This window comes from Streptomyces sp. LS-MS-L19, from assembly GCF_058382285.1.
This window is the reverse complement of sequence record NZ_JBYCLL010000001.1, coordinates 4,223,136-4,245,727: the sequence shown is the minus strand read 5'-3', so window position 1 is coordinate 4,245,727 and position 22,592 is coordinate 4,223,136. Positions and strand designations below refer to the sequence as shown.

At 72.0% G+C, this 22,592-nt stretch carries 20 protein-coding genes; 12 read left to right on the top strand and 8 right to left on the bottom strand.

Annotated features, from left to right (window positions below):
* Positions 1-168: 168 nt before the first annotated feature.
* Positions 169-786: a MerR family transcriptional regulator gene (locus tag AC2XR2_RS18885; protein WP_330269704.1), complete on the bottom strand. Its 618-nt coding sequence runs from the start codon at positions 784-786 to the stop codon at positions 169-171.
* Positions 787-945: 159 nt separating this feature from the next.
* Here AC2XR2_RS18885 and AC2XR2_RS18880 point away from each other — a divergent pair, with 159 nt between their 5' ends.
* The 4 genes from AC2XR2_RS18880 to AC2XR2_RS18865 all read left to right on the top strand — a co-directional run bounded on the left by AC2XR2_RS18880 (position 946) and on the right by AC2XR2_RS18865 (position 4,550).
* Positions 946-2,463: a flavin-containing monooxygenase gene (locus AC2XR2_RS18880; RefSeq protein ID WP_491515725.1), complete on the top strand. Its 1,518-nt coding sequence runs from the start codon at positions 946-948 to the stop codon at positions 2,461-2,463.
* The gene (locus AC2XR2_RS18875; RefSeq protein ID WP_449350870.1) at positions 2,460-3,377 is read left to right on the top strand and encodes an alpha/beta fold hydrolase; all 918 of its coding nucleotides are present in this window, start codon (positions 2,460-2,462) and stop codon (positions 3,375-3,377) included. Before AC2XR2_RS18880 ends, AC2XR2_RS18875 begins: the two co-directional genes overlap by 4 nt.
* Positions 3,374-4,258 (top strand): SDR family oxidoreductase, encoded by an 885-nt coding sequence (locus AC2XR2_RS18870; protein WP_381300670.1) that lies wholly within the window; start codon positions 3,374-3,376, stop codon positions 4,256-4,258. Before AC2XR2_RS18875 ends, AC2XR2_RS18870 begins: the two co-directional genes overlap by 4 nt.
* Before the next feature lie 88 nt (positions 4,259-4,346).
* On the top strand, positions 4,347-4,550 hold the full coding sequence (locus tag AC2XR2_RS18865; protein WP_330266373.1) for a hypothetical protein: 204 nt from the start codon (positions 4,347-4,349) through the stop codon (positions 4,548-4,550).
* A gap of 70 nt (positions 4,551-4,620) precedes the next feature.
* Here AC2XR2_RS18865 and AC2XR2_RS18860 read toward each other — a convergent pair whose 3' ends face one another.
* Positions 4,621-7,830 (bottom strand): S41 family peptidase, encoded by a 3,210-nt coding sequence (locus AC2XR2_RS18860; RefSeq protein ID WP_491515724.1) that lies wholly within the window; start codon positions 7,828-7,830, stop codon positions 4,621-4,623.
* A gap of 206 nt (positions 7,831-8,036) precedes the next feature.
* Between AC2XR2_RS18860 and AC2XR2_RS18855 the strand changes: the two genes are divergently transcribed.
* Together AC2XR2_RS18855 and AC2XR2_RS18850 are read left to right on the top strand one after the other, a co-directional pair.
* Positions 8,037-8,642, top strand: a complete 606-nt coding sequence (locus tag AC2XR2_RS18855; RefSeq protein ID WP_491515723.1) for a TetR/AcrR family transcriptional regulator — start codon at positions 8,037-8,039, stop codon at positions 8,640-8,642.
* A 116-nt stretch (positions 8,643-8,758) separates the two neighbouring features.
* The gene (locus AC2XR2_RS18850) at positions 8,759-10,957 is read left to right on the top strand and encodes an MMPL family transporter (RefSeq protein WP_449350868.1); all 2,199 of its coding nucleotides are present in this window, start codon (positions 8,759-8,761) and stop codon (positions 10,955-10,957) included.
* A gap of 43 nt (positions 10,958-11,000) precedes the next feature.
* Here the strand turns inward: AC2XR2_RS18850 and AC2XR2_RS18845 are convergent, their stop codons facing one another.
* On the bottom strand, positions 11,001-11,630 hold the full coding sequence (locus AC2XR2_RS18845; protein ID WP_491515722.1) for a GNAT family N-acetyltransferase: 630 nt from the start codon (positions 11,628-11,630) through the stop codon (positions 11,001-11,003).
* 101 nt (positions 11,631-11,731) lie between these two features.
* On the opposite strand from AC2XR2_RS18845, the gene AC2XR2_RS18840 reads away from it, so the two are divergent.
* The 6 genes from AC2XR2_RS18840 to AC2XR2_RS18815 all read left to right on the top strand — a co-directional run bounded on the left by AC2XR2_RS18840 (position 11,732) and on the right by AC2XR2_RS18815 (position 18,856).
* Positions 11,732-12,241, top strand: coding sequence for a YbaK/EbsC family protein (locus AC2XR2_RS18840; protein WP_330266378.1), 510 nt, complete (start codon positions 11,732-11,734; stop codon positions 12,239-12,241).
* The gene (locus AC2XR2_RS18835; RefSeq protein WP_449350865.1) at positions 12,238-13,083 is read left to right on the top strand and encodes an EamA family transporter; all 846 of its coding nucleotides are present in this window, start codon (positions 12,238-12,240) and stop codon (positions 13,081-13,083) included. The genes AC2XR2_RS18840 and AC2XR2_RS18835 overlap by 4 nt, the downstream gene beginning before the upstream one ends.
* A gap of 434 nt (positions 13,084-13,517) precedes the next feature.
* The gene (locus tag AC2XR2_RS18830; RefSeq protein WP_491515721.1) at positions 13,518-14,441 is read left to right on the top strand and encodes an ABC transporter ATP-binding protein; all 924 of its coding nucleotides are present in this window, start codon (positions 13,518-13,520) and stop codon (positions 14,439-14,441) included.
* Positions 14,438-15,784 (top strand): ABC transporter permease, encoded by a 1,347-nt coding sequence (locus AC2XR2_RS18825; protein ID WP_491515720.1) that lies wholly within the window; start codon positions 14,438-14,440, stop codon positions 15,782-15,784. Before AC2XR2_RS18830 ends, AC2XR2_RS18825 begins: the two co-directional genes overlap by 4 nt.
* 4 nt (positions 15,785-15,788) lie before the next feature.
* Positions 15,789-18,518, top strand: coding sequence for a bifunctional YncE family protein/alkaline phosphatase family protein (locus AC2XR2_RS18820; RefSeq protein WP_491515719.1), 2,730 nt, complete (start codon positions 15,789-15,791; stop codon positions 18,516-18,518).
* Positions 18,519-18,580: 62 nt separating this feature from the next.
* Complete coding sequence (locus AC2XR2_RS18815) at positions 18,581-18,856, top strand: DUF1876 domain-containing protein (RefSeq protein ID WP_381300688.1); 276 nt, start codon at positions 18,581-18,583, stop codon at positions 18,854-18,856.
* 3 nt (positions 18,857-18,859) lie between these two features.
* On the opposite strand, the gene AC2XR2_RS18810 is transcribed toward AC2XR2_RS18815, so the two are convergent.
* The 5 genes from AC2XR2_RS18810 to cbiQ form a co-directional block, all read right to left on the bottom strand.
* A complete protein-coding gene (locus tag AC2XR2_RS18810) occupies positions 18,860-20,020 on the bottom strand; it encodes a serine hydrolase domain-containing protein (RefSeq protein WP_491515718.1) in 1,161 nt (386 codons plus the stop codon).
* Between the two features lie 35 nt (positions 20,021-20,055).
* The gene (locus tag AC2XR2_RS18805) at positions 20,056-20,502 is read right to left on the bottom strand and encodes an organic hydroperoxide resistance protein (RefSeq protein ID WP_491515717.1); all 447 of its coding nucleotides are present in this window, start codon (positions 20,500-20,502) and stop codon (positions 20,056-20,058) included.
* Positions 20,503-20,626: 124 nt separating this feature from the next.
* Complete coding sequence (locus tag AC2XR2_RS18800) at positions 20,627-21,088, bottom strand: MarR family winged helix-turn-helix transcriptional regulator (RefSeq protein WP_381300690.1); 462 nt, start codon at positions 21,086-21,088, stop codon at positions 20,627-20,629.
* Positions 21,085-21,843 carry an energy-coupling factor ABC transporter ATP-binding protein gene (locus tag AC2XR2_RS18795; RefSeq protein ID WP_491515716.1) on the bottom strand — a complete coding sequence of 253 codons (759 nt, stop codon included), beginning with the start codon at positions 21,841-21,843 and terminating at the stop codon, positions 21,085-21,087. Before AC2XR2_RS18795 ends, AC2XR2_RS18800 begins: the two co-directional genes overlap by 4 nt.
* Positions 21,831-22,592, bottom strand: coding sequence for a cobalt ECF transporter T component CbiQ (gene cbiQ / locus AC2XR2_RS18790; RefSeq protein ID WP_449350861.1), 762 nt, complete (start codon positions 22,590-22,592; stop codon positions 21,831-21,833). The genes AC2XR2_RS18795 and cbiQ overlap by 13 nt, the downstream gene beginning before the upstream one ends.

Sequence of the window (22,592 nt, the reverse complement as noted above, 5' to 3'; positions counted from 1 at the left end):
TTTGGCACGTCGGCGCTCCTGGAGAGTGTCGGCCACACCCCGGGGCTGGTCGCACAGCCGCCGGGGCCTTTTCGATCTCACTCTCGGAGCCCGAACGTCATTTTGGTCGCCGATCGAGGGAAAGTGCCTCGATGGAGTGAATGTGACCGGTTTGCCGTGCGGTTGGACCTAGTCCCGCTTCCGCAACCTCCGGTCCAGCGCCAGGGACAGTTCCGCCTCCACCACGCTGCGTGCCAGCGGGCGCAGGCGGTGGAGGTCGTCCTCGGTGGTGTGGCGGAGGACCAGGTCGGCGAACATCTCGGCCAGGGCGTCGACGTGTTCGCGGACCTGCTTGCCTGCGGTCAGGACCTCCGCGAGGGGGATGCCCTCGCGGACCAGGGCGGAGGAGACGTCCAGGAGGCGGCGGCTGATGTGGACGATCTCGTCGCCGTCGGTGCCGAGGTAGCCGAGGTCGAGGGCGGCCGCGAGGTTCTCCGCGGTGACCTCGCCCTCGAAGCGGGCCGCGAGTTCCTCGGGGGTGAGGCGGACCGGTTCCTCCTCGGTCGGGGTCACTCCGAGGACGTCGGCGACGTCCTTGCCGTGGTCGAGGGCCTCCGCGAGTTCCGCGATGCCGGTGAGGGTGTGACCCCGTTCCAGGAGCGCCGCGATCGTACGCAGGCGGGCCAGGTGGTGGTCGTCGTACCAGGCGATACGGCCCTCGCGGCGGGGTGGCGGGATCAGCTTGCGTTCGCGGTAGAAGCGCAGGGTGCGCACGGTGATGCCGGCCAGGCGGGCCAGCTCCTCCATGCGGTACTCGTGTCGTCCTCCGTCTTCTGCCACGCCCGCACCCTATGTCGTACTCCCGGTAACTTCCTTCTCCCCACCCCCTACCCATCGGTACGGAGCTGCTCTACCCTCCCATTGCGCCAGTGTTCACTGGCAGAGTCGGGCAGGGAAGGCATCGGCATGGCCGAACACGAGCATGTGCGGGTGGCGGTGGTCGGGTCTGGGTTCGGGGGGCTGGGGGCCGCCGTACGGCTGCGGCGGGAAGGCGTGACCGACTTCGTCGTGCTGGAGCGGGCGGACAGCGTCGGCGGCACCTGGCGGGACAACAGCTATCCGGGGTGCGCGTGCGACGTGCCGTCCCATCTGTACTCCTTCTCCTTCGCGCCCAACCCCGACTGGCCGCGCACCTTCTCCGGGCAGGAGCACATCCGCGCCTATCTGGAGCACGTGACCGACGTCTTCCGGCTCCGCCCGCACATCCGCCTCAACTCCGAGGTGCGGCGCATGACCTGGGACAGCGAGAAGCTGCGGTGGGACATCGAGACCTCCAGCGGCAGGCTGTCGGCCGACCTCGTCGTCTCCGCCACCGGGCCGCTGTCCGATCCGAAGGTCCCCGACGTCCCGGGCCTCGACTCCTTCCCCGGCAAGGTCTTCCACTCCGCCCGCTGGGACCACGACTACGACCTGCGCGGCAAGCGGGTCGCCGTGGTGGGGACGGGCGCCTCGGCCATCCAGATCGTGCCGGCGATCCAGCCCCTCGCCCGGAACCTCACGCTGTTCCAGCGCACCCCTCCGTGGGTGATGCCCCGCATGGACCGGGCGATCACCGGCGCCGAGCGCTGGCTGCACCGGCAGCTGCCCTTCAGCACCCAGGCGCGGCGCGGACTGCTGTGGGGCATCCGGGAGTTGCAGGTCCAGGCGTTCACCAAGCACCCGGGTGAGCTCGGCGCCGTGGAGCGGCTGGCCAAGCGGAACATGGCCCGCGCGATCAAGGACCCGGCGCTGCGCGCCAAGCTCACCCCCGACTACCGCATCGGCTGCAAGCGGATCCTGCTGAGCAGCTCGTACTACCCGGCGCTCGCCCAGCCCAACGTGGACGTCGTCGCGAGCGGGCTCAGCCGCGTCGAGGGCTCGAGACTCGTCGCCGCCGACGGCACCGAGGCCCAGGTCGACGCGATCGTCTTCGGGACCGGCTTCCACGTCACCGACATGCCCATCGCCGACCGGGTCGTCGGCGCGGACGGGCGGACGCTCGCCGAGGCGTGGAAGGGCGGGATGGAGGCGCTGCGCGGTGCCTCCGCCGCCGGCTTCCCCAACTGGCTGTCCATCATCGGGCCCAACACCGGTCTCGGGAACTCCTCGATGATCCTGATGATCGAGTCCCAGCTGAACTACCTGGCCGATTTCGTACGGCAGTTGGACGTCCTCGGCGGGCGGGTGGCCCTCGACGCCCGTCCCGCCGCCGTGACGGCCTGGAACCACCGGGTGCAGGAGCGCATGAAGCGCACGGTGTGGAACACCGGCGGCTGCACCAGCTGGTACCTGGACGCGGGCGGCCGTAACACCACGATCTGGCCCGGCACGACGACCGAGTTCCGACGGGCGACCCGGCGGGTGGACCTCGCCGAGTACGAGGTGCTGCGGCCCGCCCCGCAGGGGAGCGCGGTCGCGGACGAGAGCGCGGAGGCCGCCGTATGAGCCGACCTGCCCATGTCGACTCGGGGCCGTACGCCCCGCCCGTGCCGGTGCGCGAGCTCACCGTGGTCTCCGCCGACGGCGCGCGCCTGCACGTGGAGGTGCACGGCCCCGAGGGCGCGCCCCCGGTCGTCCTCGCCCACGGCTGGACCTGCTCCACCGCCTTCTGGGCCGCCCAGATCCGGGAACTCTCCGTCGACCACCGGGTCATCGCGTACGACCAGCGCGGCCACGGACGCAGTCCGGCGAGCCCGGCGTGCAGTGCGGACGGACTCGCCGACGACCTCGAAGCCGTACTGGAGCAGGCGCTCGCCCCTGGTGAGAAGGCGGTGATCGCCGGGCACTCCATGGGTGGGATGACGGTCATGGCGGCGGCGGAACGCCCGCGGTTCCGGGAGCACGCGGCGGCCGTCCTGCTGTGCAGCACCGGTTCGTCGCGGCTGGTCGCCGAGTCGACCGTCGTACCGATCCGGGCCGGGCGGCTGCGGACCTGGCTGACCCGGCACGTCCTCGGGGCCCGTGCCCCGCTCGGGCCGGTCACACCGCTCGCCCTGCGGATCCTCAAGTACGGGACGATGGGCCCGGGTTCGGCCCCGCACATGGTGGAGGCGTGCGCGCGGATCGTGCACGCCTGCCCGCGCAAGGTGCGGTACGCCTGGTCGCAGGTGCTCGATCTGCTCGACCTGGACCACGGCGTACGGCAGCTCAGCGCGCCCACGGCCGTCCTCGTCGGTACCGCCGACCGGCTCACCCCGCCCGTGCACGCACACCAGTTGGCGGCCGCGCTGCCGAACTGCCTCGGGGTCACCGAGCTGCCGGGCCTCGGCCACATGACACCGGTCGAGGCGCCCGAGCTGGTCAGCGCGCGGATCCGGGAACTCGTCACCACGTACGTCCAGGTCAGGGAGGGCGCATGAGCAGGGTAGGTCTGGAAGGACAGGTCGCGGTCGTCACGGGGGCCGCGCGGGGGGTGGGCGAGCTGCTCGCCCGCAAGCTGTCGGCGCGCGGGGCGAAGGTCGCGCTGGTCGGCCTCGAACCGGACGCCCTCAAGCAGCTCTCCGAGCGGCTGCACGGCGACAGCGACCACTGGTACGCCGACGTGACGGACCACGAGGCGATGGTCCGGGTCGCGGGCGAGGTGAAGGAGCGGTTCGGGAAGGTCGACATCGTGGTCGCCAACGCCGGGGTCGCGACCGGCGGGCCTTTCGTCGGCTCCGATCCCGAGGCGTGGCGGCGGGTGATCGAGGTCAACCTCATCGGATCGGCCGTCACCGCACGGGCGTTCCTCCCGGTGCTGATGGAGAGCCGGGGATACCTGCTCCAGATCGCCTCCCTCGCCGCGATCACCCCGGCGCCGATGATGACCGCGTACTGCGCGTCCAAGTCCGGTGTGGAGGCGTTCGCGCACAGCCTGCGGGCCGAGGTCGGGCACCGGGGCGTGCGGGTCGGGGTGGGGTATCTGTCGTGGACCGACACCGACATGGTGCGCGGCGCCGACCAGGACGACGTGATGCGGGAGCTGCGGCAGCGGCTGCCGTGGCCGGCCAACAAGACGTATCCGCTGGGGCCCGCCGTGGAGCGGATCGTGGCCGGGATCGAGCGGCGCTCCAGTCATGTGTACGGGCAGGGGTGGCTGCGTGGGATGCAGGGCCTGCGCGGGGCTCTGCCGGGGCTCATCGGGACCGTCGGGCAGCGGGAGATGCGGCGGTTCGGGGAGCGGTTGGAGGGGCTGCGGATCGGACTCGTCGGTGCAGGTGGGGCGGCGGATGAGGAAGCGCGGGCTACGCAGCGTAGTTGATCGAAATGCGTTCTTTGTCCGGCCGTGTGAATCTGGTCGAGGCCCCGGACCGGGGCTCTTCCCCTCACCCCCACGGGAGTGAACCCACATGGGTATGAAGGACCAGTTCCAGGAGAAGTCCGAGCAGTGGCAGCAGCAGGCCAAGCAGAAGGCCCAGCAGGGCCGGGAGCAGGGCCGCGAGCCGGGTCAGCGTGGTCGCCAGGGCGAGGACCGCGAGCGGATGCGGGACGAGGAGTCCGAGCGGATCCGCCGCGAGGAGCAGGAGCGGCTGGACCCCGACTACGACATGTAGTCACTGCTTGAAGTGTGGGGTGCCCTCTGTCGGTTGGAGGGCACCCTGCGCGTTTGCAGAGCAACAGCACTCACCTGGGCGGCAACTTGGGCCTTGCCCGGTTCGGTACGTCCCGGTAGTCGGGCGGTGTCGCAGGGGGGTTGGTCTCCAGGAGGTCCAGCGCCAGCGTGACCGCGTCGTCCAGTTGGGCGTGACGGCCCTCCGCCCAGTCCAGCGGGGTGCGGAGGATCTCCAGGTCCGGGGTGACGCCCTGGTTCTCCACCGACCAGCCGTACGCGTCGAACCAGGCCGCGTTCATCGGGACCGTGATCACCGTGCCGTCGCCGAGCTGGTGGCGGCCGGTCATGCCGACCACCCCGCCCCAGGTGCGCTGGCCCACTACCGGGCCCAGCTTCAGGAGTTTGAAGGCGGCCGTGATCATGTCGCCGTCCGAGGAGGTCGCCTCGTCGGCGAGGGCGACCACCGGGCCGCGCGGGGCGTTCGAGGCGTACGACACCGGCTGGGCGTTCCTCGTCAGGTCCCAGCCGAGAATCGTGCGGGTCAGCTTCTCCACCACCAGTTCGCTGATGTGGCCGCCCGCGTTGCCGCGCACATCGACGATGAGGGCGGGGCGGGAGACCTCCATCCGCAGGTCCCTGTTGAACTGGGCCCAGCCCGAGCCGCCCATGTCGGGGATGTGCAGATAGCCGCAGCGGCCGCCGCTCAACTCCCGGACCACGGCCCGGCGTTTGGCCACCCAGTCCTGGTAGCGCAGGGGGCGTTCGTCGACGAGCGGGACCACCGCCACCCGGCGGGCCCGGCCCTCGCCCTCCGCCGGGGTGAAGGTCAGCTCCACCGTCGTACCGCCCGCCGCCGCGAGGAGTGGATACGGGCCGGTGACCGGGTCGACCGGGCGGCCGTCGACGTGGGTGAGGACCGCGCCCTCACGGATGCCCGTGCCGGCCAGCGGGGAGCGGGCCTTGGAGTCCGAGGAGTCGCCGGGGAGGATCCGCCGGATCGTCCAACCGCCTTCCCTGAGCTCGAAGTTGGCGCCCAGCAGGCCCTGGCGGCGCTGGTAGTGGGGCGGGCCCTCGTTGCGGCGGGCGGCGGTGACGTAGGCGTGCGAGGTGCCGAGTTCGCCGAGGACCTCGCGCAGCAGGTCGGCGAACTCGTCGGGGGAGGCGACCCGTTCGAGCAGCGGGCGGTACTGGTCGAGCACCGCGTCCCAGTCGATGCCGCACATCCCCGGGTCCCAGAAGTACGCCCGGATGAGACGGCCCGCCTCCTCGTAGGACTGGCGCCACTCGGCGGGCGGGTCGACCTCGTGGAGGATGCGGCGCAGGTCGATCCAGACGGTCGAGTCGCTGTCGCCGGACTCGGTGGCGGGCGTGGCGCGCAGGTCGCCCTCGTCGACGACGACCAGCCTCGAGCCGTCGCCGCTGACCGCGAACCAGTCCAGGTGCTCGACGAGTTCGGTCTTCTTCGCCTTGCCGATGGCGAAGTGTTCGAGGGTCGGGCGCTCGGAGGTGTCGTCGGGGTTGACGAAGGTCTCGCCGAGCGCACCGGAGATCGGCCAGCGCAGCCAGACCAGGCCACCGCCGGCGACCGGGTGGAGCGCCGAGTACTTGGAGGCGGGCACCGGGAAGGGGGTCACCCGGCTCTCCAGTCCTTCGAGTTCGACCGTCACCGCGCCGCCGTCGCCGCTCTCGTCCTCGACCGGGTCCAGGCCTCCGGCGGCCGGGCGGCCCTCCGGGTTGAGGGCGAAGGGGGAGGGGGTCGCGGAGGAGAGCGGGACCAGGTAGGGGCGGCAGCCCAGCGGGAAGGACAGGTCGCCGGTGTGGACGTCGTAGACCGGGTCGAAGCCGCGCCAGGAGAGGAAGGCCAGGTAGCGGCCGTCCCTCGTGAAGACCGGGTTCTCGTCCTCGAAGCGGCCGTTCGTCACGTCCACGATCAGCCGGTCCTTGATCCGGGCCATCTTGATCTGGCGCAGGGAGCGGCCGATGCCCGGGTGCGACCAGGTCAGCCAGGTGCCGTCCGGGGAGAAGGCGAGGTCGCGGACCGGGCCGTTGACCGAGCGGATGAGCTCGGTGACCTCGCCGTTGGATTCCTCGGTCGCGTCCAGGAGCAGCAGCCGTCCGTCGTGCGAGGCGATGGCGAGGCGCTCGCCGCTCGGGTCGGAGACCAGCTCCAGGACCCGGCCCAGCTCGCCGGATGCCAGTCGCCGGGGCTCGCGGTCACCGGTGGCCCGGGGCAGGTAGGCGATCTCGACGGCGTCCTCGCCCTCCGCGTCCGTCACGTACGCGACCTGGCCGACGGAACCGAGCATCTCCGGGAGCCGGACCCGTACCCCCGGAGTGTCCGTGATGGTGCGCGCGGGCCCGTCCCGGTGGGTCAGCCAGTACAGACTGCCGCGGACGACGACCGCGCTCGCGCGGCCCGTCTCGTCGACCGAGATGCCGTCCACGTGCTGGGCGGCGGGCACCTGGTACGTACGGCGTCCCGCGCGCGGCCCGCTCAGCCTGACGTCGAGCCTGCGGGGCTCCGACACCGAGAGGTCGTCCACGATCCACAGGTCGCCCCCGCACTGGTACACCACCCGGGTGCCGTCGCTCGCCGCGTGCCGGGCGTAGAAGGCGTCGTGGTCGGTGTGGCGGCGCAGGTCCGAGCCGTCGGGGGCGCAGGAGTAGAGGTTGCCGACGCCCTCGTGGTCGGAGAGGAAGGCGATCCTGTCGCCGACGAACATGGGGGAGTGGAGGTGGCCGCCGAGGTCCGGCAGCAGACGCTCGCCGTGCAGCCAGAGCCGGCCCGTGGCGCCGCCCCGGTAGCGCTTCCAGGCGGCCGGCTCGTGCGGCGGGGTGCCGGTGAGGAGCAGGGTCCTGCGGTCGGCGACCTGGATGTCGGAGACCGGACCCCAGGGGAGCTTGCGGCCGGGGGAGCCGTCGGTGGGGACCTTGTACGCCCAGGTGAAGTAGGAGAAGGGCTCGCCGTGGGAGGCGACGGCGAGGATCTCGCCCTTCGGTGTCCAGCCGGTCACCTGGGTGTCCGAGGAGCCCCAGTACGTGAGCCGCCGGGCCGGTCCGCCGTCCACGTCGGCCAGGTGGATCTCGGGCACGAGGCTGCGCCAGCTCGTGTACGCGATGCGGGTGCCGTCGGGGGAGAAGCGGGGGTGGCCGACCTTGGTGCGGTCCACGGTCAGCCGCCAGGCGCGGCCCGGGCCGTCGAGGGGGGCCAGCCAGAGGTCGTCCTCGGCGACGAAGCACAACAGGTCGCCGCTCAGGTGCGGAAGGCGCAGATAGCTCACCTCCCCATGCTTTTCCGGGGGATGGACCGGAGCAACTTATGAAAAATCGGCCGGATGGACGCGTGGATGAGCCGCGGGTGACGCGCAGGTGAGGCACGGGTGACCCATGACACGAACGAAACCGTTTCGTTTCGCTCGGAGATGCGCTACATTCGTGTCGTACGAAACAGTGTCGTTCGATGTCCGGAGCGGGAAGGGTGAGTGGCATGACCGAGGTCACGACAGCGCGTCGCAGCCGTATCACCCCCGAGCGCGAGGCCGAGCTCTACGGGGCCGTGCTCGAACTGCTCCGGGAGGTCGGGTACGACACCCTGACCATGGACGCCGTCGCGGCCCGCACCCGGTCCAGCAAGGCCACGCTCTACCGCCAGTGGGGCGGCAAGGCCGAGCTGGTGGCGAAGGCGGTGCGGCACACCAAGCCCGGCGGTCTCGGTCTCGACGAGATCGACACCGGGTCGCTCCGCGGCGACCTGCACGCCCTCACGATGCGCTCGGACGACTGCACGATGGAGCAGAACTCCGCGCTCATGCGAGGGCTGGCCATGGCGATCCACGGCAACCCGGATCTCCTGAAGGCGTTCCGCGAGCACCTCATCGAGCCCGAGATGGCGGAGTTCCGCCGGATCGTGCAGCGGGCCGTCGACCGGGGCGAGGTACGCCCGGACAACCCGGCGATCGACTTCATGATCCACATGATGCTCGGCGGGTTCGCCGCCCGCACGATGATCGACGAGCTGCCGCCCACCCAGGCCTTCCTCCTCTCGTACATCGACGCCGTGGTCCTCCCCGCCCTCGGCATTGCCCACGAATGACCCACGACTGACCCCCAGTCTCCCCAGCAAGCCCTCCACCTGACGTATCCGCTCACGTCGTCGGGCTGATCACCCCTGCCCTGAAGACCCCACGACCTGACCAGGAGTACGCCTCCGTGGCCACTTTCCTCTACAAACTCGGCCGGCTCGCCTTCCGGCGACGGCATGTCGTCGCCCTGATGTGGGTGGCTCTGCTGACCCTCGCCGGTGTCGGCGCGGCCAGCGCCCCCGCCGCCGGATCCACCTCCTTCTCCATTCCCGGCACCGAGGCCCAGAAGGCCTTCGACCTGCTGGAACAGCGCTTCCCCGGAGCCAGTGCGGACGGCGCCACCGGACGGCTGGTCTTCAAGGCGCCCGCGGGCGAGAAGATGACGGACGCCGCCAACCGGGCCACCGTCGAGAAGACGGTCGGCGAACTCGGCGACGGCTCCGAGGTCGTCTCCGTCACCGACCCGTTCACGACGAACGCGGTGAGCAAGGACGGCACGGTCGCCTACCTCTCGGTGAGCTACGACGCCCCCGCCATGGAGCTCAAGGACGCCACCCGGGACGCCCTGGAGAAGGCCGGCGACCAGGCCCGGGACAGCGGGCTGACCGTCGAGGTCGGCGGTGACGCGCTGCAGGCCGCCGCCGAACCGGGAGCCGTCGGCGAGGTCGTCGGCCTCGCCATCGCCGCGGTCGTCCTGGTCATGACCCTGGGCTCGCTGGTCGCCGCCGGACTGCCGCTGCTGACCGCGATCATCGGCGTCGGGATCGGCGTCTCCACCATCACCGCCCTCGCCAAGGCGCTCGACCTCGGCGACACCACCTCCACCCTCGCCCTGATGATCGGCCTCGCGGTCGGCATCGACTACGCCCTGTTCATCGTCTCCCGCTACCGCGGCGAGCTGGCCGAGGGCCGCGACCACGAGGAGGCGGCAGGCCGGGCCACCGGCACCGCCGGATCCGCGGTGGTCTTCGCGGGCCTCACGGTCGTCATCGCGCTGGCCGGACTCGCGGTCGTCAACGTGCCGATGCTGACCAAGATGGGCCTCGCCGCCGCGGGCACGGTCGTGATCGCCGTCCTCATCGCGCTGACGATGATCCCGGCGCTGCTCGGATACGCGGGACGCAAGGTGCGCCCGGCGGGCGAGAAGCGCGGGAAGTCCCCCGAGAAGCCGGCCGGGAAGCCCAACCTCGGCACCCGCTGGGCGAGTTTCGTCATCCGGCGCCCGGCCGCCGTACTGCTGCTCGGCGTGGTCGGGCTCGGCACGATCGCGCTGCCGGTCAGCCAGTTGGAGCTGGGCCTGCCCGACGACGGCTCGCAGCCCACCTCCACCACCCAGCGCCGCGCCTACGACCTCCTCTCGGAGGGCTTCGGGCCCGGCTTCAACGGCCCCCTGATGATCGTGGTCGACGCCAAGGACAGCGCCGACCCGAAGGCCGCGGCCGCCACGGTCACCGACGGCATCAAGGACCTCAAGGACGTCGTCACGGTCACCCCGGCCACCTTCAACAAGGCCGGCGACACCGCGACCATCACCGTCGTCCCGGACTCCAAGCCGTCCTCCGCCCAGACCGAGGACCTGGTGCACGCCATCCGTGACGACATCGCGTCCAAGGCGGACGCGGACGTCCTGGTCACCGGCACCACCGCGATGAACATCGACTTCTCGCAGAAGCTCACCGACGCCCTGATCCCGTACCTCGCGCTGGTGGTCGGCCTCGCCTTCCTCCTGCTGATCGTGGTCTTCCGCTCGATCCTGGTCCCGCTGAAGGCGGCCCTCGGCTTCCTGCTCTCGGTGCTCGCCGCGCTCGGCGCGGTCGTCGCGGTCTTCCAGTGGGGCTGGCTCGGCGGACTGCTCGGCGTCGAGGAGACCGGCCCGATCATGTCGATGATGCCGATCTTCATGGTCGGCGTGGTCTTCGGTCTCGCGATGGACTACGAGGTCTTCCTCGTGACCCGGATGCGCGAGGCGTACGTCCACGGGGAGTCCCCGAGCCAGGCCGTCGTGACCGGGTTCAAGCACAGCGCCCGGGTCGTGGCCGCCGCCGCGGTCATCATGATGGCCGTCTTCGGAGGCTTCATCAGCTCCAGCGAGTCGATGATCAAGATGATCGGCTTCGGGCTCGCGATCGCCGTCTTCTTCGACGCGTTCGTCGTCCGCATGGCGATCGTCCCCGCGGTCCTCGCCCTGCTCGGCCGCCGGGCCTGGTGGCTGCCGAAGTGGCTGGACCGCGCTCTGCCCAACGTCGACGTCGAGGGCGAGGGCCTGCGCGCCCACGACCAGAAGGACGCCGACCCCGACGAGGACCGCGAACTGGTCCGCGTCTGACACACGGCAGAAGAGCGGGACGAGCCGGTGAGGGGAAGTTCCCTCACCGGCTCTCCGCTGCCGTGGGGCGGCCGAGGAACGTGACCGGTCCGGCATCCGGTACGGCGATCTCGTGGAAGCCGAGACGGTCGTAGAAGGCGCGGGCGGGCGTGTTGGCGGACAGCATGCACAGGTGGACGGCGGCCACGCCCCGCTCGTGCAGCGCGCGGAAGAGGGCCGTCATGAGTGCCCGCCCGTACCCGCGGCCCTGCCACCCGGGCAGCAGGTCGATGTGCAAGTGGGCGGGATAGGCGGCGACCTGGGGCACCAGCATCCGCTCGGGGTCGTGCAGCAGCGCGGCGATCTCCTCGTCGGGGGTGCTCGGCGGGCCGCTCGGCTCGGGATAGCGCTCGGCGACCAGCGGGAGCCACCGGGCGCGGTACTCCTCGACGAACCGGGCCGTGTCGGCGGTCCCCACGACATAGCCGACGGCCCGACCCGCCCCGTCGTCCAGCACGAAGGCCAGGTCCGGGTCGAGATGGACGTACGGCTGTGCGAAGGCCGCCGGGAAGACGTTGGGGTCGCGGTAGTGGGGGCGGGCGTCCTGGCCGACGTGCGCGGTGCGGACGCAGATGTCGTCGAGGGCGTCACGGTCCTCGGGACGGTAGGGCCGTATGGCGGGAGTCGAGGTCATCGCAGCATCCTGCACGACGGGACGGGAGATGGGGTGGGCAAGGGAGACGGGACCGGCAAACCGGTCGCGTGGCTCGTACACCCACCGCTAGCGTGCCCTGCATGACGAGCACCGATGCCGACGGCTCCGAGGCCGCCCACCCCCGTTTCGCCGAGGCCCTGCGGGAGCTGGGGCTCGACGAGCTGACCGCGAGGATCCGCCGCTTCCCGGACGCCACCCGGACCGCCGCCGAGGCCGCCGCCGCGGTCGGGTGCGAGCTGAGCCAGATCTGCAAGTCGCTGATCTTCGCGGCCGACGGGGTGCCCGTGCTGGTGCTCATGGACGGGGCCTCGCGGGTCGACGTCGAGCTGGTGCGGCGGGAGCTCGGCGTGGAGAAGGTCACCCGGGCCAAGGCCGACGTCGTACGGGAGACCACCGGGTACGCCATCGGGGGTGTGCCGCCCTTCGGGCACCGGACGAGGACCCGGGTGCTGGCCGACCGGTCGCTGCTCGGCCACGACCTCGTGTGGGCCGCCGCCGGCACCCCGCACACCGTGTTCCCCATCCCGCCGAAAGACCTCGTCGCGCACGCCGGCGCCACCCTCGTGGACGTCCGCGAGCACACCTCGTGACCCCGCTCGTCACCGCGGCCGTCCTGCTGGCCGCGGTCACGCACGCCAGCTGGAACGCCATCGCGCACCGGATCACCGACAAGCTCGTCGGGTTCACGCTGATCTCCGGCGGCGGGATGCTCATCGGGCTGGCGATCATCCCGTTCGCGGCGGTCCCGGCGGCGGGCGCGTGGCCGTACCTGATCGCCTCCTCCTGCGTGCACATCGCCTACTACGCGCTGCTGATGAGGTCCTTCCGGCTCGGGGACTTCGGGCAGGCCTACCCGATCGCGCGCGGCACCGCGCCCCTGGTCGTCACGGTGCTCGCCGCCCTGTTCGCCCACGAGGTGCCCGACGGGTGGGCCGCCGCCGGGATCGCCCTGTCCTGCGCGGGACTCACCGGGGTCGCGCTGTGGGGACTGCGCGGGCGCCGGCCCGACTGGGCGGCGATCGGCGCCGCGTTGGCGACCGGGCTGAGCATCGCCGTGTACACCGTCGTCGACGGACTCGGCGTGCGCGCCTCCGGCTCCTCCCTCGGGTACATCGCCTGGCTGATGGCGGTGCAGGGCGCGGTGATCCCGGCGTACGCCCTCACCCGCCGGCGGGCCCAGTTCGTGCCCGTGCTGCGCCCGTTCGCCCGCATCGGACTCCTGGGCGCCGCCCTCTCCGTGGCCGCGTACGGCCTCGTCCTGTGGGCCCAGACCCGAGCCGAACTCGCCCCGATCGCGGCCCTGCGCGAGTCCTCGATCATCGTCGGCGCGGCCATCGGCGCGGTGTTCTTCAAGGAACGCTTCGGAGCCCCGAGGATCGTCGCGGCGGGCCTGCTGGTCGCGGGCATCGGGCTGATGCTGCACGCCGCGTAGGCCTCCGCCGCGGCTCGTAGGGCGCACGTCCCCGGGGCCCTGCCCGGCCCCGCCGCGGCTCCGAGGGTGCACGCTTCCGGCACCCCCTGCCCCGCCACGGCATCGAGGGTGCAATCCCCCGGCGCCCCCGCCCGCCACGGCTCAGAGCGCGCACGCCCCCGGCCCCCCGCGGCACACCGCCCCGGCGGCGCCGTGCTGCCGACCTGGTCGGTTGGGACCCGATGCTCACGCCCCGCCATCGCCCCCGTCGCCCCGCCGCCCCCCCGTCCACCCCAAGCGTCGCCCAAGTCCCGCCCAACGCACCCCCTTCGTTTGCTCTCCCTTGCCCTCCTTGCCGAGGCCTTGACGGTTCGTTCCCTGAGCGTTCAGTCAGGTGTCCGTGCCCGGGCCGGGTGCCGTCCCTAGGGTCCCTCCGGAACCGGAAGGGGGGACTCATGGACACACGCCACGCGGTCCGGGCCCGGGGGATCAGCAAGGGCTTCGGGGACGTCGTCGCGCTCGACGGCGTCGACCTGGACGTGACGCAGGGTCAGATCCATGGCCTGGTCGGGCCGAACGGGGCCGGGAAGACGACCCTGCTCGGGCTGCTGCTGGGGCTGGCCGTCGCCGACGGCGGCCGTCTGGAGGTCCTCGGGGCGCCGGTCGGGCGGGAGTTCGCCGCCCCCGACGGAGTCGCCGGTTTCGTGGACGGCCCGGGTCTCTACCCCTCGCTCACCGCCCGGCAGAACCTCGCCGCGCTGGTCCGGCTGCGGGGCCGGCGGGAACGTACCGCGGACATCGACGACGTGCTCGGCCAGGTCGGGCTCACCGCGGTCGCCGACGACAAGGCCCGCGGCTTCTCCCTCGGCATGCGTCAGCGGCTCGGGCTCGCCGCCGCACTGCTGACCAGGCCGCGGCTGCTGGTGCTCGACGAGCCCTCCAACGGCCTCGACCCGGCCGGGAAACGGCATGTGCACGGGGTGCTGCACCGGCTCGCCGCGGACGGCACGAGTGTCGTGGTCTCCAGTCACCGTATGGACGACCTGGAGGCCCTGTGCTCCGAGGTCACCATCCTCGCCACCGGCCGGGTCGTGTTCTCCGGACCGCTCGCCAAGCTGGCCGCGGAGAGCCGTGAACTCGACTACCGGGTACGGACGTCCGACCCGCGGGCCGCGCGCCGGCTGGCCGCGGACACGGCCGGCGTCAGGCTGGTGGAGGACGGCGATCCGCTCGTCGTCCGCGCGCTGGTGCCCGCCCTCGACGAACTCGTCGCGCGGCTCGTGACGTCGGGCGTCGCGGTACGCGAACTCGCCCCCGTGGTCTCGCCGTTGGAAGCGGCCTTCCTCGAACTCACGGAGCACCAGGAGGCGGACCGATGACAGCGACCCTGCCCCGGGAGGCCGCCGCCCCGCCGGTCTCCGTCACCCGCGCCTACCGCTTCGAGCTCCTCAAGCTCCTCTCCCACTGGCGTATCCGGCTCCTCCTCCTCGCCTGCTGGATCGCGCCCGGCCTCTTCGTCGCCGGGGTGAGCGTGCAGAGCACCCTGCCCTCCGACACCCTCTTCGGCCGCTGGATGCACGCCACCGGCTGGGCCGGGCCGCTGGTGGTCCTCGGGTTCGCCGGCACCTGGGCGCTGCCGCTGCTGACCTCGGTGGTCGCCGGTGACGTGTTCGCCGCCGAGGACCGGCTCGGCACCTGGCGGCACCTGCTGGTCGCGGTCCGCTCGCCGCGGCGGATCTTCGCGGCGAAGGCGCTGGCCGCCCTCACCGTCGTCCTGCTGCTGGTGGCCGGACTGGCCGCGTCCGGCACGGTCGGCGGACTCACCGCTGTCGGCGACCAGCCACTGGTCGGCCTCGACGGCCACCTGATCTCACCCGGGGACGCGGCCGCGAAAGTTCTCCTCGCCTGGACCGCCGCCCTCGCCCCCACCCTCGCCCTCGCCGCGATCGGCCTGCTCGGCTCGGTCGCGCTCGGCCGCTCGCCGACGGGCCTGCTGCTGCCCCCGCTCGTCGCGCTCGCGATGTCGGTCGCCCAGATGCTGCCGCTGCCCGTCGCCGTACGCCTCGCCCTGCCGGGATCCGCCTTCGTCTCCTGGAACGGCCTGTTCACCGCCCCGGCCCAGCTCACCCCCCTCCTGATCGGGATCGCGGTCAGCCTGCTGTGGGCGGTGCTCGCGACCGCCCTGGCCCACCACCTCTTCCTGCGCAGGGACTTCACCGACCTCGCCTACGACGGCGGAGGGCGCCGCGCGCTCACCACCGGGCTGCTCCCGATGGCCGGGCTGCTCGCCCTCAGCGTCGCGGTGATCGCCGTGACGGCCCCCTCGGCGGGCATCACCCGGGCCAAGGTCCAGGCCTCCCTCGCCACCGCATTCGCCCACCTCTACCGGATGCAGACCGGCCAACTGCACCGCCCCGCCGTCACCGAGGCCCAGCTGCGCGCCTCGGCGGCCTGCACCAAGAGCGACGGACTGGCCGCGCAGGAGGGGCCGGGCAACGACTGGCGGTGTGTCGTGACCTGGCACCTGCCCGGGACCGCGGTGGCGGGGACCGCGGTCTACCAACTCGACGTCGGATCGGACGGCCGGTACGTGGCCGACGGGGACGGTCCGAAGGAAGTGAACGGCTACTTCCTGGTGCGGACCGAGACCGGGGACGCCCCGAACCCGCTGTGGCAGTTCGACGGGAACGTCGAGCTGCTCGACACCACCTCGAAGGGATAGGTCCATGCAGGTAACACGGCGTATCAGGGAGAAGCAGCCGGTCAGACGCCGGACCGTGTCGGTGGCCGCCGGAATCGCCGTCGCCATGGGCGTCACCGGCACCGCGGTCGCCTCGACCTACCAGTTCGGCACCCAGCAGGTCGCGCAGAACACCGCCAAGGGCGAGGTCATCTCCAGCGACCAGTACCTCAAGCCGTACGGCAGCCGGACGGTCATCGACGACGGCAAGATCATGTCGTCCACGGTCAGCCCGGACGGCACCCACCTCGCGGCCGCCGTCACCGACGGCGACGCGGCCCTGGTCATCATGGACCTGGCGACCGGCCAGGTGAAGCAGAGGATCGGCGCCAACGCGGTGGACGACCTGCGCATCAGCAGCGCCGCCGTAGGCCAGGAGGGCCCGACCTACTCGCCCGACGGCAAGCAGCTGTGGCTCGGACAGGCCACCGGATACACGAAGTTCACGGTGAACGCCGACGGCACCCTCGCCGACCCGGTCACGGTCCCGATCCCGACCGTCGGCTCCCAGCAGGCGCTGGTGGGCGCGGCCGTCTTCTCGCCCGACGGCTCCACCGTGTACGCGGCGGTCAACGGCCAGAACAAGGTGGTCGCGTTGGACGCGGCGACCGGAACCGTCCAGCAGACCTGGGCCGTCGGCACCGCCCCGCGCGGACTCGCCCTGGTGGACGGGACGTTGTACGTCAGCAACGAGGGCGGCCGCCCGGCTCGGGCCGGCGACACCACGATGAACTCGTACGGCACTCAGGTGCCGGCGAACCCCGACACCGGCGCTTCGACGAGTGGCACGGTCAGCGTCATCGACACCGCCGACCCGGCCGCGTCCGTCGGCACCATCCCCGTCGGCCTCCACCCCACCGCCGTCTACGCCAAGCACGGCACGGTGTTCGTCACCAACACCGCCGACAACACCGTCTCGGTGATCGACACCCGCAAGGGCAAGGTCGTCCAGACCATCGCCACCCAGCCGTGGCCCGAGGCGAAGGTCGGCTACGAGCCCGACGCGGTCACCCTCACCGACGACGGCCGCCTCCTGGTGACCCTGGGCCGCGCCGACGCCGTCGCCGTCTACCGGTACAAGTCCCCGCAGGAACCGGCCAGTTACGTGGGCCTGCTGCCCACCGACTACTTCCCCGCCGAGGTGACCACGGTCGGGAAGAAGGTCGTCGTCTCCAACACCCGTGGCATCGACGCCCGCCGCCCCACCACCGCCACCGGCCACGGCACCCACGACACCACGTCCAGCCTCACGCAGTTCACGCTGCCGAGCGATCTCGTGATCAGGTCCCAGACGGCCAAGGTCTTCCAGCAGAACGGCTGGACACCGGGCTCGGTCCTCACGGCCAGGGGTGCTGGGAAGGCCAAGCCGGTCCCCGTCCCCGCCCGCCTCGGCGACCCCTCGACCATCAAGCACGTCTTCCTGCTGGTCAAGGAGAACCGCACCTACGACCAGGTCTACGGCGACCTCCCGCAGGGCGACGGCGACCCGTCCCTCACCACCTTCGGTGCGAACGTCACCCCCAACCAGCACGCCCTCGCCGAGCAGTTCGGCCTCTACGACAACTTCTACGACATCGGCACCAACTCCGCCGAGGGCCACAACTGGCTGATGCAGTCGGACAACCCGGAGTACACCGAGTCCTCCGCCGGTGAGTACACCCGCAGTTACGACACCGAGAACGACGTCCTCGGCCACCAGAAGTCCGGGTTCCTGTGGACCGGGGCCCAGGCGGCCGGCAAGTCGGTCAAGGACTTCGGCGAGTTCCAGTCGACGGAGTCCAAGCCGGCCGGGGCCACCTGGCAGAACCTGTACTGCGACTCGAAGACCATGGCCGCGACCGGGGCGCCGACCCAGTACCCCATCCAGACCGGCTCGGCGATCCCGTCCCTCAACAAGGTCTCCGTGCAGGGCTTCCCGATGTTCGACCTCGACGTCCCGGACGTCTACAAGGAACAGATCTGGCAGCAGGACTTCGAGAAGAACGGCCCGGCGAACCTGAACATGTTCTGGTTCTCCAACGACCACACCGGCGGACCCGCCAACGCGGCCGCCGAGGTCGCCGACAACGACCTCGCGGTCGGCCGGACGGTCGACGAGATCTCGCACAGCAAGTACTGGAAGGACTCGGTGATCTTCGTCGTCGAGGACGACTCGCAGAACGGGCTCGACCACGTCGACGGCCACCGGGCCCCGGTCCAGGTCATCAGCCCGTACGCCCAGCACGGCACCGTCGACAGCCACTACTACACGCAGATCACCATGATCCGCACGGTCGAGCAGATCCTCGGGATCCACCCGATGAACCAGAAGGACAGCGCGGCCACCCCGATGTACGGGGCCTTCACGGCGAAGCCGGACACCACCCCGTTCACGGCGGTCCCCAACCGCACCTCGCTGACCCTCGGCGTGAGCCCCACCCCCTCCTGCGGCGCGGACACCCCGGCCGCGCAGGACGCCGACGCGGCCCCCGCACCGACGTCCGCGGCCGTACCGAAGGCCGAGCAGTCGCTGGCGGCCCAGTGGAAGACGTGGGCCTCGCACCAGCGCCTGACGGGCCCGCACGCCGTGCCGGACTACGCCAACAACGAGCAGATGAACCGCTACACCTGGTACCAGACCCACGACTGGACCAAGCCCTACCCCGGCGACAAGAAGGTCTACGCCCCGAACGCCGTCCCCGGCGCCTACCTGCCCTCCGCGGAGTCGGACGGCTGAGCCCCGTGCGCCGCCGCCCGCCGAGGAGCACCCTGGAAGCACACGCTTCGGAGGTGATCGTCATGACGCACACCGCTGTGGGATGGCACATCGAGCTGGAGTTCCAGGAGGACGACCAGCACACGCGGGCGGCGGCGATGGTACGGCTGCCGGACGGCACCGAGGTGCGCACGCACGGGCACGCCACCCGCCACCACACCGACAGCAACCAGCCGCGGGTGGGAGAGGAGGTCGCCGGCGCCCGCGCGCTGAACGAACTCGCGATGCAACTGCTCACCAAGGCGCACGGCGAGATCGACGAGGCGTCCGGCCGGACGTCCCACTCGATCAACGTCTAGCGGTCACAGGGCCGCCCGCACCGCCCTGACCAGCGCCTGCGCCCGCGGGTCCGCGGTGACCGTCTTGCGGAAGCCGTTGGTGACATAGCCGAGGGCGACGCCGGTCTCCGGGTCGGCGAAGCCGAGGGAGCCCCCGCGGCCGGGGTGCCCGAAGGAGCCCGCGCCGAGGAACGGCGACGCGCTGCCGTGCAGCATGTAGCCGAGGCCGAACCGGGTGTTCACGACGAGCACCCGGTCCGGGCCCGCCGACTCCTCGGCCTGGGCGAGCTCGACCGTGGCCGGGTCGAACAGCCGCACCCCGTCGACCTCGCCGATCAGCGCCGCGTAGATCCGCGCCAGCCCGTCGGCGGTCGCGATCCCGTTGGTCGCGGGCAGCGCGCTCGCCCGGTACTCGGGCGCGTTCTGGTCGGGGAAGGGGGTGATCGCGGCGAACGCGCGGCGGGTCAGGGAGCCGGGGTCCTGGTAGGCCTCGGTGACGGACCGCTTGGGCCGGGCGCGCAGGGCACCGGTGGGCGCCGGCCCCTCGACCCGACCGACCCGCCCCGCACGTCCGGCCGCCTCCTCCGCCTCCGGCAGCCCGAGCCAGAACTCCGCCCCGAGCGGCCCGGCGATCTCCCGCGCGATCCAGGCACCCGCGCCGACCCCGGTCACCCGGCGCACCAGCTCGTCCAGCATCCAGCCGTACGTCAGCGCGTGGTACCCGTGGTCCGTGCCGGGCTCCCAGACGGGGGCCTGCGCGGCGACCGCCTCCGGGCCCTTCAGCGGGTCCAGGGCCTCGTCGGGGGTGAGCGGCCGGTCCAGCACCGGCAGCCCGGCCCTGTGGTTCAGCACCTGCCGCACCGCCAGCCGCTCCTTGCCGCGCGCCTTGAACTCGGGCCAGTACTCGGCCACCGGCGCGTCCAGGTCCAGCTCCCCGCGCTGGTGCAGCAGCAGGGGTACGGCGGCGGCGACGCCCTTGGTCGCCGAGCGCACGACCTGCGCGGTGCCGTGCCGCCAGGGCTCGGTGCCGTCGACGTCCCTGGTACCGGCCCACAGGTCGACCACCTTGCGCCCGTCCCGGTACACGGCGAGGGCCGCGCCCCGGTCCCCGAGCGTCTCGAAGTTCCGCGCGAACGCGTCCCTGACCGGCTCGAAGCCCTCGGCCACTGTGCCGTTCACGTCCACGTCCGCACTCCTCCATCTGCCGCTCGGTACCCCTCTCAGCCAAGCAGAATCGTCACGTCGATGTTCCCGCGGGTCGCGTTGGAGTACGGGCAGACGTCGTGGGCCGCGTCCACCAGCTTGGCCGCGAGGCCCGCGTCGAGGACCGGCAGGGAGACGCTGAGGGCGACCGCGAGGCCGTAGCCCTGGGTCCGGTTCGGGCCGATGCCGACCTTCGCGGCGACCGTCGAACCGGTGAGGTCGTAGCCCGCGCGGTTGCCGACGAGGATCAGCGCGTTGTGGAAGCACGCGCTGTAGCCGGCGGCGAACAGCTGCTCCGGGTTGGTGCCGTTGCCGTCCCCGCCGAGCGCCGGCGGCATCGCGACCTTCAGCTCGATCTGGCCGTCCTGGCTCGTGACATAGCCGTCCCGGCCACCGTGCGCGGTGGCCTCGGCGACGTACATGATCTTCGTCGGGCGGGTGTCGACGGCGGTGTCGTCACTCATGGCTGGCTCCCCCCAGAACAGGTGCGCACAAGAACATCGTGCACAAGATACCGGCCGGTAGGGCGGGGGTGTGCCGTCAGGGGGTGGCAACCGGGGGTAACCCGAGGTGGGGGCGCGCGAGGGGTCAGCGCGCGCGGGCCGCCGCGGTGCCCGCCCGTTCCGCGAGCCGCCACAGCTCCTCGCGCAACCGCTCCGCCTCGGGGCCGGCGAGCTCCGTGGCCGCGAGCAGCGCGCCGGGTACGGCGGCGGCGCGCTCCCTGAGGTCCTCCGCGCGCTCCGTGCACGCGACGAGGACCGAGCGCTCGTCGTCCACCGCCCGCTCCCGGCGCACCAGGCCGGCGCCCTCCAGCCGCTTGAGCAACGGCGAGACCGTGCCGTAGTCCAGGCGCAGTGCCCCCGCGAGCTCCTTCACGGTCGTCTCACCGCGCTCCCACAGCACCAGCAGCACCAGGTACTGCGGGTAGGTGAGCCCGAGCTCGTCGAGGAGCGGCCGGTACGCGGCGGTCACCGCGCGCTGGGCGGCGTACAGCGCGAAGCACAACTGGTCGTCAAGGAGCAGCGATCCGGCGTCCTCTTCGTTCGTCACGCGCCCATTGTCACGGACCGCGGGTCGAATCCGAAGGGCAGCTCCAGCCGGTGGGCGCGCATCAGCTCGTCGTCGGTGAGGAGTTCGGCGGTCCTCCCGTCCGCGGCGATGGTGCCCTCGCTCAGGATCAGCGAGCGGGGACACAGCTCCAGCGCGTACGGCAGGTCGTGCGTGACCATCAGGACCGTCACGTCCAGCGAGCGCAGGATGTCGGCGAGTTCGCGGCGGGAGGCCGGGTCGAGGTTGGAGGAGGGCTCGTCCAGGACGAGGATCTCCGGCTCCATCGCGAGCACGGTCGCGACGGCCACCCGGCGCCGCTGGCCGAAGGAGAGGTGGTGCGGGGGCCGGTGCGCGAACTCCGCCATGCCCACGCGCTCCAGCGCGGTGCGCACCCGGGCCTCCAGCTCGTCCCCCTTCAGCCCGGCCGCCGCCGGACCGAACGCCACGTCCTCGCGGACGGTCGGCATGAAGAGCTGGTCGTCGGGGTCCTGGAAGACGATGCCGACCCGGCGCCGGATCTCCGCCATGTGCCGCTTGTCCACAGGCAGTCCGGCGACCTTCACCGAGCCGACCCCGCCGCCCAGGATGCCGTTGAGGTGCAGCACGAGGGTCGTCTTGCCGGCGCCGTTCGGCCCGAGCAGCGCGACCCGCTCACCGCGCGCGATGGTGAAGTCCACGCCGAACAGGGCCTGGTGCCCGTCGGGGTAGGCGAAGGCCAGTCCGGTCACTTCCAGGGAAGCTGTCACAGGGTCCATCCCACCACGCAGACGACGAGGGCGGTCACGGGGAGTGCGAAGGCGTACGACCACTGCGCCCGGGACGCGGTCACCTCGTCGATGACCGGCATCGAACCGGCGTACCCGCGGCTCACCATGGCCAGGTGCACCCGCTCGCCGCGCTCGTAGGAACGGATGAACAGCGCGCCGGCCGACTTCGCGAGGACGCCCCAGTGCCGCACGCCGCTCGCCTCGAACCCCCGCGACTCCCGCGCGATCCGCATCCGCCGCATCTCGTCGGTGATGACGTCGCCGTAGCGGATCATGAAGGACGCGATCTGCACCAGCAGCGGCGGGAGCTTGAGCCGCTGGAGGCCGAGGAGCAGTTCGCGCAGCTCGGTGGTGGAGGCGAGCAGCACCGACGCGGCCACGCCGAGCGTGCCCTTGGCGAGCACGTTCCACGCGCCCCACAGACCGCTCACGCTCAACGACATCCCGAGCACCTCGACCCGCTCGCCCTCCGCGACGAACGGCATCAGCACCGCGAACGCCACGAACGGCACCTCGATCAGCAGCCGCTTCAGCAGGAAGCCGGCGGGCACGCGCGCGACGTACGCGACGACGCCCAGCAGGACCGCGTACAGACCGAACGCCCACATCGCCTCGCGCGGGGTCGAGACCACGACCACCACGAAGGCGAAGGCCGCCGCGAGCTTGGTGTGCGGCGGCAGGGCGTGCACGGGCGAGTGCCCGTGCCGGTAGAGCCGGTGTGCGTGCCCCGCGCCCAT